This is a genomic window from Clostridium sp. CM042 (genome assembly GCF_055080995.1).
The window spans coordinates 2,247,631-2,261,925 of sequence record NZ_CM143646.1 but is presented as its reverse complement, the minus strand read 5'-3'; the positions used below and the strand labels follow the sequence as shown (position 1 = coordinate 2,261,925).

14 protein-coding genes and 1 pseudogene are annotated in these 14,295 nt (G+C 28.4%); 12 read left to right on the top strand and 3 right to left on the bottom strand.

The genetic code is table 11. The annotated features are described in order from the left end of the window. Positions 1-180 precede the first annotated feature (180 nt). From ACWJJ7_RS10720 to ACWJJ7_RS10710, 3 genes are all read left to right on the top strand, one after another. Positions 181-2,403, top strand: coding sequence for a peptidase domain-containing ABC transporter (locus ACWJJ7_RS10720; protein WP_462962130.1), 2,223 nt, complete (start codon positions 181-183; stop codon positions 2,401-2,403). After that, positions 2,393-4,027 carry an HlyD family efflux transporter periplasmic adaptor subunit gene (locus tag ACWJJ7_RS10715; RefSeq protein ID WP_462962129.1) on the top strand — a complete coding sequence of 545 codons (1,635 nt, stop codon included), beginning with the start codon at positions 2,393-2,395 and terminating at the stop codon, positions 4,025-4,027. Before ACWJJ7_RS10720 ends, ACWJJ7_RS10715 begins: the two co-directional genes overlap by 11 nt. 280 nt (positions 4,028-4,307) lie before the next feature. Continuing rightward, the gene (locus ACWJJ7_RS10710; protein WP_462962128.1) at positions 4,308-4,478 is read left to right on the top strand and encodes a hypothetical protein; all 171 of its coding nucleotides are present in this window, start codon (positions 4,308-4,310) and stop codon (positions 4,476-4,478) included. 776 nt (positions 4,479-5,254) lie between these two features. On the opposite strand, the gene ACWJJ7_RS10705 is transcribed toward ACWJJ7_RS10710, so the two are convergent. Continuing rightward, positions 5,255-5,458 carry a hypothetical protein gene (locus ACWJJ7_RS10705; protein ID WP_462965060.1) on the bottom strand — a complete coding sequence of 68 codons (204 nt, stop codon included), beginning with the start codon at positions 5,456-5,458 and terminating at the stop codon, positions 5,255-5,257. On the opposite strand from ACWJJ7_RS10705, the gene ACWJJ7_RS10700 reads away from it, so the two are divergent. From ACWJJ7_RS10700 to ACWJJ7_RS10690, 3 genes are all read left to right on the top strand, one after another. Then, a complete protein-coding gene (locus ACWJJ7_RS10700) occupies positions 5,397-5,762 on the top strand; it encodes a CPBP family glutamic-type intramembrane protease (RefSeq protein ID WP_462964980.1) in 366 nt (121 codons plus the stop codon). The two genes, ACWJJ7_RS10705 and ACWJJ7_RS10700, sit on opposite strands and share 62 nt — an antisense overlap. A 268-nt stretch (positions 5,763-6,030) precedes the next feature. Next, entirely contained in the window at positions 6,031-6,324 is a 294-nt protein-coding gene (locus tag ACWJJ7_RS10695) for a hypothetical protein (protein ID WP_462962127.1), read from the top strand. Further along, positions 6,287-6,466, top strand: a complete 180-nt coding sequence (locus ACWJJ7_RS10690) for a LytTR family transcriptional regulator DNA-binding domain-containing protein (protein ID WP_462964979.1) — start codon at positions 6,287-6,289, stop codon at positions 6,464-6,466. Before ACWJJ7_RS10695 ends, ACWJJ7_RS10690 begins: the two co-directional genes overlap by 38 nt. Before the next feature lie 140 nt (positions 6,467-6,606). Here the strand turns inward: ACWJJ7_RS10690 and ACWJJ7_RS10685 are convergent, their stop codons facing one another. After that, positions 6,607-6,825 (bottom strand): hypothetical protein, encoded by a 219-nt coding sequence (locus tag ACWJJ7_RS10685; protein ID WP_462962126.1) that lies wholly within the window; start codon positions 6,823-6,825, stop codon positions 6,607-6,609. 5 nt (positions 6,826-6,830) lie between these two features. After that, the gene (locus ACWJJ7_RS10680) at positions 6,831-7,838 is read right to left on the bottom strand and encodes a DUF7309 domain-containing protein (protein WP_462962125.1); all 1,008 of its coding nucleotides are present in this window, start codon (positions 7,836-7,838) and stop codon (positions 6,831-6,833) included. Positions 7,839-8,406: 568 nt separating this feature from the next. On the opposite strand from ACWJJ7_RS10680, the pseudogene ACWJJ7_RS10675 reads away from it, so the two are divergent. The 6 genes and pseudogenes from ACWJJ7_RS10675 to ACWJJ7_RS10650 all read left to right on the top strand — a co-directional run bounded on the left by ACWJJ7_RS10675 (position 8,407) and on the right by ACWJJ7_RS10650 (position 14,269). Beyond that, positions 8,407-8,796: pseudogene (locus ACWJJ7_RS10675) on the top strand (nucleotidyltransferase substrate binding protein). 2 nt (positions 8,797-8,798) lie between these two features. Then, positions 8,799-8,978 carry a hypothetical protein gene (locus ACWJJ7_RS10670; protein WP_462962124.1) on the top strand — a complete coding sequence of 60 codons (180 nt, stop codon included), beginning with the start codon at positions 8,799-8,801 and terminating at the stop codon, positions 8,976-8,978. A gap of 137 nt (positions 8,979-9,115) precedes the next feature. Next, complete coding sequence (locus ACWJJ7_RS10665; RefSeq protein ID WP_462962123.1) at positions 9,116-11,383, top strand: ABC transporter permease; 2,268 nt, start codon at positions 9,116-9,118, stop codon at positions 11,381-11,383. A gap of 30 nt (positions 11,384-11,413) precedes the next feature. Then, positions 11,414-12,172: an ABC transporter ATP-binding protein gene (locus tag ACWJJ7_RS10660; RefSeq protein WP_462962122.1), complete on the top strand. Its 759-nt coding sequence runs from the start codon at positions 11,414-11,416 to the stop codon at positions 12,170-12,172. After that, on the top strand, positions 12,166-12,876 hold the full coding sequence (locus ACWJJ7_RS10655) for a response regulator transcription factor (protein WP_462962121.1): 711 nt from the start codon (positions 12,166-12,168) through the stop codon (positions 12,874-12,876). Before ACWJJ7_RS10660 ends, ACWJJ7_RS10655 begins: the two co-directional genes overlap by 7 nt. Positions 12,877-12,961: 85 nt before the next feature. Beyond that, positions 12,962-14,269 (top strand): sensor histidine kinase, encoded by a 1,308-nt coding sequence (locus ACWJJ7_RS10650; RefSeq protein ID WP_462962120.1) that lies wholly within the window; start codon positions 12,962-12,964, stop codon positions 14,267-14,269. The last annotated feature ends 26 nt before the right edge of the window (positions 14,270-14,295 follow it).

Genomic DNA, 14,295 nt, shown 5'->3' with positions numbered 1-14,295 from the left:
GCGAGACCCCTTAATGATAAATATATAATATTCATATGTTCTTTCTAAAACTATATGAATACTTAAAAAATTTATAAGTTAATCATATTATAATTTGTTATAATTTGCTATAATTAAAATGTAAAATTAATCATTAAATGTATTGATTTGTTGAAAATATAAAAAAACGAGAGGTGTATAATGAAAAATGTATTTAAAAAATATTATTGTGTTAAGCAACATGATTATAAAGATTGTGGTTGTGCTTGTTTAGCAACAATATGTAAGACATATGGACTAAAGTATCCAATATCTAAAATAAGAGAGGCATCTGGTACAGATAAAAAGGGGACAAGCGCTTTAGGAATAATTAAAGCATCAGAACAATTAGGATTTTCGGCTAAAGGGGTTAAAGCAAATAAACCAGAAGATATCTTTAGTGAGATACCTTTGCCAGCTATAGCACATGTGGTCATAGATAAAACACTCTTGCATTATGTTGTTATACATAAGATAAGTGAGACAGAAATTTTAGTTGCAGATCCAGCAAAAGGAATTGTTAAGTACACACCAGCAGATTTTTTTAATATATGGACAGGCGTACTTATTATTATGACTCCAACTGTTAAGTTTGAAAAAGGGAATCAACTTAAGGGCGTCTTTTTAAGGTTTTTTGATTTGATAAAACCACAAAAAGGATTATTAATTAATATATTTTTATCGTCTATATTAATAACCATATTTGGTATTTTAGGTTCGTTTTATTTCAAGTTGTTATTAGATGACATAGTACCAAATAATCTAACTCAATCATTACATATATTTTCAATTGGATTTATTATTTTAATTACATTCAAGGTTATTTCAAATGCTTTTAGAACTCAGCTTTTAATTCATTTAGGACAAAGGTTAGATATTCCGTTAATGCTTGGCTATTATGATCACGTAATTAATTTACCAATGAACTTTTTTGGAACTAGAGAAGTTGGAGAAATCATATCAAGATTTAATGATGCTTCTAAAATAAGAGATGCTATTTCAGGGGTAACTCTTACTATGATGATAGATGTTTTTATGGTTATAATAGGCGGATTAATATTATATTCTCAAAGTTCTTTATTGTTTGGAATCACTTTAGTACCATTAATTTTTTACGGAATAATAGTTTTTATATTTAAAAATAGTATTGAAAAAGTTAATAGAGAAGCAATGGAGAGTAATGCAAAATTAACTTCTTATTTGGTTCAATCATTAAGTGGGATAGAAACTATAAAAGCTTTTAATGCAGAAAGAGAAGTTAACTCAGAAACAGAAAAAAGATTTATAAAACTTATAAAAGCTGTATTTAAAAATGGATTTATAAATAACTTTCAGATATCATTAAAAAGTTTTGTAAAAGGGGTATTTTCAATTGCAATACTTTGGATTGGAACATTACAAGTATTAAATGGGAAAATAAGTTTTGGGGAACTACTAACATTTAATGCTTTATTAGTATATTTCTTAGATCCAATAGAAAATATCATCAACTTACAACCAACTGTTCAAACAGCGATAGTCGCAGCTGAAAGACTTTCAGAAATATTAGATTTATCATTAGAAAAATCCGTTGATGAAAACAAAAAAATAGATCCTGAAACGTTAAAAGGTGATATAGAATTTAAAGATTTGGATTTTAGATATGGGACAAGAAGTCTTATATTAAAAAATATAAATTTAAAAGTTAAATCTGGAGAAAAGATAGCTTTAGTTGGTGAAAGTGGCTCTGGAAAAACTACATTAGCAAAATTACTAATGAACTTCTATCAATGTGAAAAAGGTGAATTACTTATAAATGGATATAACATAAAAGATATTAATGTTGAGTCATTAAGAGATAAAACAGCATATATATCACAAGAAACATTTTTATTTAATGGAACAATAATTGAAAATTTATCACTTGGGAATCCATATTTAACATATGAAGAAATTATAGAAGCTTGTAAAAGGGCCCAGATACATGACTACATAAACTCAATCCCTTTAAGATACAATACTTTAGTCGAAGAAAATGGTTCTAATTTTTCAGGAGGCCAAAAACAAAGATTATCAATAGCAAGAGCCATACTTAGAAAACCTGAAATTCTTATTATGGATGAAGCAACAAGCAACTTGGACTCAATAACTGAAAGAGCTATTGAAAAAACAATATATGAATTTAGTAAAGATATAACAACTGTAATAATTGCACATAGATTAAGCACTATTATGAGATGTGATAATATTTACATTTTGGAAAAAGGAGAAATTATAGAAAGAGGTTCGCATATTGAACTTATAAAACAAAAAGGTAAGTATTCTAATTTATGGAAAGAACAACTTCCTGATAGTTATGCAGAAGAAATGGTAGTAGCTAAGGAGGTAGAAACAAATGAAGTATAAAATAGAAAATTTAGATGAACTTAATGATAGTAGACAAGTAATGGAAGCTAAGCCTCATAAATTCACAAGTATATTTATTTACATTTTATTAGCATTAATTACTTCTTTTATACTATGGGCGTGTTTTAGTGAAAAAGAAGTTGTAATTAAAGTATCTGGAATTGTAAAACCAAATGAACAGTCCTATGTAGTTTCTAACCAAATAGCTGGAGAAATAAAAAAAGTATATATGAAAACTGGACAAACTATAAAAAAAGGAGAAGTATTATATAAGACAGATGATGCTCCGCTACAAATTCAAAAAAGCAAAGTAGAAGATCAAAAAAAATATTTAACAAATGACATAAACAATTTAGAAAAACTAAGTAAAAGCATTGCTGATAATACTAACCACTTTAAGGATAGCAAGGAAGAAAAAGAGTATTATTCTAAATATAAAAGTTATGAAGCGGGGAACAAGGTATCAGTTGAAGATAAAAACAATTTAATGAACGCTAAAAATGATTCAATTAATAAGATAAATCATTTAGAAACATTAAGCAAATCTATAGAAGATAATAAAAATTATAATGAAGAAGGTAGTATTTATAGCGAGCAGTTTAATAATTATAAAATTTCAAGAAAATCTATAGAGGATAAGATAGTTACATTAGAAAAGAGTAAAAAAGAATTGCAAAACCAAGAAGATTCTAATGAACAAATATCACAAATTGATGTTGAAATACAAAATAATAATAATAAATTAGTTACATTAGAAAAAAGTAAAAAAGAATTACAAACTCAAAAAGATTCTAATGAACAAATATTACAAATTGATGCTGAAATACAAAACAATAATAATGTATTAATTACATTAGAAAAAAATAAAAAAGAATTGCAAAATCAAAAAGATTCTAATGAACAAATATCACAAATTGATGCTGAAATACAGAATAATAATAATGGATTAGCTAAATTGGAAAGTGACATTAAGTTGCAAGTTATAAATTCAATTGATGAATTAGGATCACAAGTTAAAAGTACTAATAGCAATGTAATTAAATTTGATGAAGTAGGAAATTTATCGAAAGAAAAAAATAAAATAACATTATTAGCTCAAATAGAAGAAAAATTAAATTTAAATGATGAAAAATCGAAAGAAATAGATTTGAACTTAAAGGAAATTAATAAAAATATAAGTAAATGTGACGTTAAATCTAATATTGATGGTAAACTTGATATTAAAGCTAATTTAGAGCCTGGAGTAATGATTCAAACAGGATCAATAGTTGCTAATGTTTTGCCTGAATCAAATGATTATAAAGTTGAATTAATTATACCTGATAAAGATATTGGAAATATAAAAAAAGAACAAGAAGTTAAATATAGCTTCACTTCTTTACCATATAAGGAATATGGATTTTTAAAAGGTAGTATAGAAAACATAAGTGTTAATTCTCAACTTGATAATAAAAAGGGTGTTGTTTTTTATACAGGAGAAGGAATATTAAAAAATAGTATTTTGTATAGCCATAAAAATGAGAAAGCAATAATAAAACCAGGAATGACGTGTGAAGCAAGAATAATTACACGAAGAAAGAATATGGTATATTATTTATTAGAAAAATTAAATCTTAAAGATTAATACAGTGCATAGTTAAAATCTTTCCTCATTTAATAATAATTAAATAATAATTGTATTTGCCATTGTCATTTTGGTTCCGTTGAGACGCATACTACTGTAAAAAAGCAACAATAACCATGCAGCTAAACCCTCCATTTGTCTTGTGTAAGTATCATATATAATTTTATGGAAAAGATTATATAACATGTACACGAATTCACTTTACTGGATATCAAATACATGTTATACTTATATTTGTAATAAGCTAGCAAATATTAAAAAATGAAGGGGGAATATACAAATGAACAAACTAAAAATGAGTGAACTTGAACAAATAAATGGTGGTGGTCCTCTTGGTGGCTTTGTTGTAGGATATCTTGGAGGAAAAGCTATAGATTGGGCTGTAAAACATCCACCAGGTAAGATGAGTCCAAGTCATAAGTATGGTCAACCTCATGGTGGTTTCTTATAATAGTATGTGTCAAAACTATTACAAATCATACTAATTTATACAACCATGGTTTTGTCTAAAGAAGGGAAATATCAAAAACCAAAATAGTTATAGATAAATAATATAGTTACTTAAAATTTTGTTTGAATTTAAGTGGAATATTAGGTATTATTGGATATACCGTAGGTATCACAATATGATTACGATTTGATGTTACGGAATTTAATCCACTGTTATTTTATAACATTATTATTTACAATTATAAAAACCATTTATATTATATAAATGGTTTTTATATTTTTATAGGAATTAAGTCAAACAAGGGTTATTATGTAGTAATAGGACATAAACTCCTGTTACATGTAATAAATTTTATTAGTAACAAAAATTTTCACCCCCTCCCATAAACGACCGTTTATAGTTCTTAATTGCTATTTAGGTAGGTAAGACCTACTAATGCTATTCGAACGGGTTCTATAATTCAGTACCATAATCAAAGTACTGATATATCTATAATTTAACGTTTATGGTACTTTGAAATTTAAATATATTATAAAATTCTTATATCATTTCTCAAAATATAGGTTTTAAAAGTCTTAATCATATAAGATCCAACCATCATTTATGGCAAAGTTGATATAAAATTAATTATTTAAGTGATATTACAGTAAATTTATAATTTTAAATCAAAATCAAAAATTACGGGGGTTAGGGCTTACAACCCCATATTAATCAGGGTCCACAATATTCAATCAATAATACAATGAAAGAGGGTCTAATATGAAAAAATTACATAACTATTTATTAAATATTTCTTTATTTAAATTTACTATTATTGCCGTTATTCCGCAATTAATTTTAGGCCTATTTATTATGTATATAACAAATATATTTATACCCATTTCATCTAATTTCGTTAATGATACAAATCCCACTAAAATGAATTCTTCTACTTTATTCATTTTAGTAGCAATTATAAGTCCATTTATTGAAACACTCATATTTCAATCTTTGGTTATTAGTATATTTTTATACTTTTCTAAAACAAAAAAAATAAAGATAATATCAATAATATGTTCAAGTTTAATTTTCGGATTGGCACATTATTTAAATACACTAGATTCAAACATATTTTGGGGTATAGCTTATAGTTTTAAATCAGGATTACTTGGCATTATACTAGGCTGCACTTATGTGCTATATTATGCTAAAACTAATACAAAAACGAAGGCTATCTTGGCTACTTTTCTTGTTCATTCATTAAATAATTCATTGGGCCTTTTAATTTCAAATATATTTGAGTAGTATAAGGGATAGGGTGTCTCGCCAACATTTCTCTGAATCACACCACAGGACTAAACAATAACCTATAATTATTTTTGAAATGCATAGTATTTGCCCATATTAACTATGTAACTCCAACTGCAAGCGTAGACGATACCAAAGACACGTCATAGGGTAGTTTTGTCTATCCCCTCCAAAAGGTATGTTAGGCGGATAGAATACCTGTTGAAGGTATTTATTTTAACCTTTTTAAAATAAAATAAACGTTAAATCAAGTGTTCTTGTTTTGATGAAACGAGATATATCAGATGAAAATCTATTAGATGATTATCCTGTTACTTTTATTAAGATAAAATCGTTGGGATATGATAGCTCTGGGGATAATTTACGAAATTTCAATGAAGAACTGCTTATCTCAGAGATTACAAAATTACAGTCTATTAATTTATCTGAAACAGCGTATACAATCGGGTATCAACATCAAGCATATATTGTCCCTTCGACAAAAATAATAGCTGATAGAACACAAAGAATTGACATAAAATATTGGGATCCAGAAGGATATAGAGGAAACCTTAGATGACAGATTTTATAGATGTCACCGCTCTTTTATAGTAAATAGGGATAAGATAAATAAAATTGATAAAAAAGAACGAATAATATATATGATAAATGGAGAGCAATGTTTTGTTTCTACTAGATATATGAAGGGTCTTGTAAAATAAATCCATTTTTATTGTTCACTTGTGGTAAGCGGTACCCTTTAATACCTTCAAACAGAGCATCGGTCCAGGGAATCCCAGATGAAAAGTGAAAAATAGTCTCCACTACACTACATCCAATTTAGTTAATGATTACATACATTTTAAAATGGCAAATCATCATTATCTGGAATATTCGAATAAATATCTGTAGTATCTATTTTTCCATTCTTTTTATCTTCATCGTTAGATATACCGTAAGGTACACCGTTTTCAGTGAAACCAGCTATAAATTCCATAGCATACAGGTCCGTCATATATTCTTCAGTCCATACTTCTGCATTACTGCCACTGCTTTTTTTAGAATTTTTATTTTTGGACATAAGTTTTAAGATCTCCCCAAATATGATTTTTCAAACGCATCAATTGCTTTTAACTTTCTTTTTACTTTCAGCAAAACTCCAATTCTAGCACACAAATCATTCAAGTAATCTTGAATATATTCATCTCTGATATAAACTGTTTTCGGCTTACCTTTTTGCATCAAATAATTAATGAATATTCCAAGAATATTCTGAGCAATGTCATCTTTAGGAGATAGCATGTTCTGATCAATAAGCATACCATTCTTACAGTCTGCGATAATTAACAGATTACCTAAGAAAGGTTTTTCGAATTCTTTATCGTTAATTACAGTATTTAAATACAAAGTATCCAATTCAATTTCATTCCTGATAGCCTTTAGTTTATTTAATTTGGCCAGTAATAATTCGTCGTTTATAACAGTAGTCATACGAATTCTTGGTGGTATAATGTTTGGAGCCTCATAAGTTATCCATAACTTTGATTCATCGTTATATTTTCTACACAGAATATTTCCACTCTCAAAGTTCACTTTTGTTTTACTTTCAACAAGATATGTTAAGGACATATAAAGCTGCTGAAGTACAGATGTAAGCTGCACTACCTGTAGTTCATCTAAAATATATGGGGCATATCCAGTCTCAAAGGATCTAAAATAAATCCATTCATTTTTTCCTCTGAATTTTAAGCCTAAATCTTTAATGATCTTTAGCTCTTTGCTAGACAATTCATCACGGGATCCAAAATAGCACATTAAATTATTTTGATATCGAATAATTTGTGTTGAAGAAATTTGTTGGTTATCGATAATATAGTAAAAACCATTTATTGCATTAAACCCTGCATAAATTCCAATAGCAATACATTCTCCTGCCTTACCCATAACACTACAGAAAAAGGGTTCCTCGTATTCCGGCAGTAATATTTTAGTCAAATCTACATCAAACATATAATCCCATGGTTTTAACTTTTTAAATTTAATTGATACTTCATACAGCAATCTCCATTGCTCTAAAGTTGCTTCTTTTCTCATAATTGATCAATCCTCCTATCACTGAAATACTGAATCTCTTTTTTAGAGTATTTGAAATATAGGGACCATCCTCTTTGTATTTACTTTTGGTGTCTAACATACCCTATTAATATTATCAATCCTATGGAAATTATAAAAATGACATAATTATGAAATATATGGCAGTGCAGCGAGTACGGTAGAAAAAGATATAATCGTAACTGTATATTTAGTTTATCATTTTAGCAAAGGAATTAATAGAAGGTACTATTATTTAATAAGTACAATTTTAAAAAAAATGGATGTGTGAGTTGTCAGTAAAAATAAAAAAATTGATATAATAGCGATAGTATAATTATGTTCTAGTAGTAATATTTAACAAATATTGTGCGAAGTGCCTATAAAATATTGCAGTAAATTTGAATGTTTTAGTTTTAAATGATTTTATATGTGCTAAAATAATAAAGATGGTGGGAACTATTATCTAGCGAAATAAATACGCCTTTAAGTTTTGATATATTATCATTTAATGAGTTAAATAAAGAAGAATTAATAAATAATATATTAAAGGAAGGAGTTGTTATATACAGTGGGAAAGAGATTAGGTGAAAAAATAATCGATTTTGTAAATGCATTAGCTAGATTGGATGAAGCATTAAAAAAGGATATTACAGATGATATAATAATTGATGGAATTATTCAAAGGTTTGAATTTACATTTGAGCAAAGTTGGAAAGTTATGAAGTCGTATTTAGAAGAACAGGTTATAATAGATGAGGCAATATCTCCACGAAGTACAATTAAGATAGCATATAAGCATAAAATAATTGTTGATGGGTAAATTTGGATAGAAATGATGTTAGATAGGAATAGAACATCGAATATGTATGATGAAACAATAGCTAAAAATATAGTTGAGCGAATTAGGAAAAGTTACATTAGTGAATTTAATAATTTAAAAGTTTTTTTACAAATATAATAATGGTAGCTTCTGACTCAGATTTTATATTTTATAATAATGCAGAGCATGCATCTAAATCAGCTAACAGCGAGTTAGTTAAATTTAATATTTCTAATGATTATAACAATATGACATTTTTAAAAGGTGCTCAAGTGATTGATTTTCAATCGCTTGGGCATCTTTTTTTATCTTATTCATAATTATCCTATTTTTATTTAATAATTAAATTGTATGATAAGATTATGATGAAAAATAAGTTATTCATTAATAAAAAAGTAAAGGACGATTGTAAGTTATGTGGGTTAAAAAATTAAGGCAACGAAAAATGCAGAGCACTATGATTTTTTTTATCATATTAATTTGTACAATGATAATGTCAAGTTCTGTAGTGATGCTAACATCATTACAAAAGCCATTTGAAGATTTTCAAAAGGAGTGCCAATCGCCAAAAGTAAAAGTATTTCCTCTTGCAACAGGAGAAAAAGCAATCAGTGAGTTAGCTCATGGAATTGAAGGATTAGATTCTGTATCAAAAACAGTAGTAATTAATAGACATTGGATAACAGAAAAAATATCTTATCAAGGTAAGAGCATGGAATGCTTTGCTAACCTAACCCAATATGAAAAGAGTGTATATGAAAATATACGATATATTAGCAAGAAAGTTGATGCTCCTAAGGATGGAGAGTGTTTTATTCCCGTTGTAGTTGCCAATGAATATAGTGTAAAAGTTGGAGAGAAAATTGTTTTGTCAAGTGGCAGTAAAAATTATTCTTATAAAGTAGCGGCCATTTATACAGACCCATATTCTACTTCTTTGGCATTTAATTGTGAATTTCTTGTGAGTAAAATACCAGAAGAACTAGAAAATTTAAAGGTTATAGCAGTGATTAGCGATAAAAATGTTTCTGGAAATGATATTATCAGCGAATACCGCGTGAAAAATCATGGCATATTAGAAGGAAGGGCCATGACCATAGAAGATAGTATGAGTAGCAGTGCTATATCAGAGAAGATTTTAGGCGGTATACTCTTTGCGGCAAGCATTCTTGTGCTTTTAGTAAGTAGCATGATGATTCGCTATATGATTAAAAATACTCTAATTCAAGATAGTAAAACCATATCTATTTATAAAACAATTGGTTATTCATCAAAATCTATTATGAGTATTTATATGAAACTGTATTTATTTATTGTAGCCAGTGGAAGTATCCTAGGAATTATTTGTTCTTCATATGTTTCAAGTAGGTTTACTAAGCAAATCTTTAAAAATATTGGTGAAATTAAACACCGTATCATAGTGATTCCAGCAGCTCTATGTTTTTTATTAATCAATGGATTTGTATTATTTCAAATTTATTTAGTAATAAATAAATTAAAAGAGATAAAACCGGTTATTGTGTTAAATGGAAGAGAGAGTAAGCTTGGTACGGGCAAAACAAAATACCATCCATTTACAGAAAAATTAAGCTTTTCACCAATAGGAATAGCAGTTCGAAATATTCAAAGAGATAAAAAAAACACCTGCTATATTATTCTCACTTGTGTAATTTCTATTTATTGTGTAAATTTTGCTTTAGCATCCATTTCCGCATTAGATACCATGAAAGATAATAATTATTATTGGATTGGTTTTGATAAATTTGATGTTTCAGCCGTTTCTACAAATCAGGTAAAATTTGACGAAAATTGTAGCATTTTATTAACAGACTCAGATGTTAAACGTGTTATTAAAACAACTACGACTTCAGGTGTTATGCTGAAATGGACCAAAGGAATGGGTGACCCTAATATTGCGAGGATGGTGTATGAGACTTATGAAAATCTCGATATGCCAGTGGTGAAAGGGCGAAATCCAATCCACAGTGATGAAATTGTATTAGGAAATTTAATCGCCAAGGAAATGAAAAAGGATGTAGGCGATTATGTGGATATTTATTTAACTCCAAATAAAAAAGTAAGCCTTCTTATTGTAGGAACTAGCCAAGGGTACTATGAGCTGGGGAGAACCTGTAGACTTCTAAGCTCTACCTTAGAAAAAAATGGAGTAAAGTTTTCTTTCAATGAAGCATCCATTTATTTAAATAAGAATGTAGATAAAGGTCAGTTTATTGCGAAATATAATAACAAAATGAAAAATGATTTGAAAGTAATAAATCGCTCAGATAAATACAGTAATATTATGGATATGATATGTGGACCTCAAAAACAGGCAATTGTCCCCTTTATGGTATTGGTTATGATTAGTGGTGCAATGAATCTTTTTTGCATAGTATATTTAAAAAATATAAAAGAGCGAAAGAAGCATAATATTTTCAAATCCATTGGCTACTGCGGAAAGCATTTATTACTAACGAATTTATGCTACATTGGGATTATTGCATTATTATCAATTTTAGTAACTGTGCCAATCTTTATTGTAACATTTCCTAAAACTATGGTTATGTCCTTATCTATGTTTGGATTTGCACAATATCTGGTGACCTATAATATTAAAACTTTGATTGTGGGAAATGTTAGTGTACTGCTTGTGCTTTTACTAAGTACTGTATTATCGTCAATTGGATTATTTAGTAATCATATAAGAGAGCTCGGACAAGAATAAAAAAATAAAAGGATAGTGAGGTAGAATTTTATGAATAATGTTATAATTAAAACAAACTTATTATGTAAAAGTTTTTTAAGCGATGGTGAAGTAAATAATGTAATTAAAAACTTAAACCTTGAGATAAATAAAGAAGACTTTACAGTAGTTATGGGAAGCTCCGGCTCTGGTAAATCCACTTTGCTGTACCTTTTAAGCGGCATGGATGGAGCAACTAGTGGAGAGGTATTTCTAGGTGATGAAAATATTACAAATTATAAGGAAAGTGAAATGGCTGATTTACGAAGAAATAAAATTGGATTTGTATTTCAAGGCATTAACTTAATACCTGATTTAACCATTTATGAGAATATTGTAAGTCCAACCTACAAAACTAATAAAAAGAAATTTGACATTGATAAAAAAATTGATGAGTTATTAGATAAAATGGAGCTAACAGATCACAGAAAGAAATTCCCCAGTCAATTATCTGGTGGTCAAAGTCAGAGGGTAGCGATTTGCAGAGCACTTATAAATGAGCCTGAATTATTATTTGCTGATGAACCCACAGGTGCACTTAACTCAGCTCAAGGAGAAAATGTGCTAGATGTTTTTTCTGATATTCATAAGGGCGGTCAAGCAGTTGTTATGGTAACCCACGACTTAAAAGCTGCACTTAGAGGCAATCGAATTATCTTTTTAAAAGATGGCTATTTTGATGGAGATTTAAGATTAGATGAATATAAAAAAGAAACAGCTGATGAAAGAGAAAAAATAGTTTATGAATTTTTAAAAAAACGAGGATGGTAAGAAAAACAGGAGATATTATGGAGCAAAAAACAATTTTAATTATTGAAGATGAGCGAGAACTCGCTGAAATATTACGTGATTATCTAGAAATAGAAGGTTTCAAAGTATTCATTTCTTTTGATGGTGAAGAAGGATTAAAGCTTTTTAAATCCAAGAAACCAGAACTTGTACTTCTTGATATTATGCTCCCTAAGATAAATGGTATGGAAGTTTGTAAGCAAATTCGAAATAATTCTAATATACCTATAATAATGGTATCCGCCAAAAGTGGAGAGATGGATAAAGTGATTTCTCTTGGAATTGGAGCAGATGATTATGTTACAAAGCCCTTTAGTCCTTTGGAACTTGTGGCAAGAGTAAAAGCTCATTTAAGAAGGTATAAAGAGCTCGAACAATCGAAAGCTCCTTCTGTGATTATTACTATTGGTAAGATTAAAATTAGAAAGGAAAGCTATGAGGCAAGTATAGATGGAAAAATTATAGATTTTACCACAAAAGAATTTGAAGTCTTATATTTTTTTGCAAGGAATGTAAATCAAGTGTTTTCAAAGGAGCAAATATACCAAGAGGTTTGGGGTATGAATGAATTTGGTGATATTAGTAGTGTGGCAGTTTATATAAAAAGAATTCGAGAAAAGTTGAATAATTTTGGACTTGGTTATATTAAAACAGTATGGGGAGTAGGGTACAAGCTATCCGTATAAAATTATGAAAAATAGAATTTTTAAACAACAAATAGAGTTGCATTTTTTTATAGTGCTCATTTTGGTGATATCCACACTAATGTCTATGATAAGATATTCAAATAATAAAGAGAAATTTCTTTATAATAAGGCCAGGATGCTAGTAGCAAGTCAGGTGCATGAAATAGAATCAAAACAATATAAACAAGGTGAATTTTCTTATACGGTGTTTGATTTAGCTGGAATGGTTGTTTATACCAGTGACAAAAATGATTATAAAAAAGGGGAATTTATAAATATTAAAGAGATTCTCCAATCTGATAAAAGTTTTTATGAAAAGAATAACAAACAAATTAAAGTTTCTTTTGTTTTGTTAAGTGAGGGAAAGGTCGACAAATTTGCTGTGTTTATCATACCAAGAGAGAAGATATTAAAACGTACAGAAATAGAAAATTTGTTTTATTTATTTGCACCAATTATTTGTGGAATTATCTTTGTGATACTTATATTAATTGCCGTAAGTATTTATATGAAACACCATGTTTTAGATCCTATGCTTGAAATAAACCAGTCCTCAAAAGCTATAATTGAAGGTAATTATGACATTTCGGTAGCACGCGCAAGAGGAAATAGATTGTTGCATAATGAAGTAGCTGAATTAAGCTATGGTTTCGAATTAATGCGAGATCAATTAAAGGAAAAGAGAGAAAAAGAAAAGCAATTAAAAAGGTCCCAAAAGGAACTTATTTCGTGCATTTCTCATGATTTAAAAACACCTATATCAACAATTAAAGCCTACAGTGAAGGGTTGCGGGATGGTGTTTCAAACACTGAGGAAAAACGTAAAAAATATGTGGAAGTTATTATTAGAAAAACCCATGTAATTACTAAAATGATTAACGATTTGTCAGAGCATTCTAATGCAGAATTGAATGAACTGAAAATTGTGAAAAGTGAGTGTTATTTGGATGCATATTTAAAAAAGATAATGTTAGAGTTAAAGCTTTTAGTGGAACATCATGGAATTATATTTGAATATCAGTGCAATGCTGCAAATATAATGGTTTCTATGGATAGGAGTCGTATATCACAAGTGATTTACAACCTTATAGAGAATAGTATAAAATATACTAATTATGAAAATGGGAAGATAAAAATTACTGTTTTTTATCTTGAAACTGAAAATAAGATAGCTTTTTCTGTAATGGATAATGGAAGTGGCATCAGTTTAGAAGATATTCCATATGTTTTTAACAAATTCTATAGAGCAGAAAAATCTAGAAGTATGAGCATTCCAGGTTCTGGACTCGGATTATCCATATGCAAATATATTGTAGAAGCCCATGGCGGAGACATTAAATGTAAGAGCAACCCAGTAGCTGGGGCCGAATTTATATTTACCATTGATATATAAACATACCTGGGGTGTTTATTTTTACA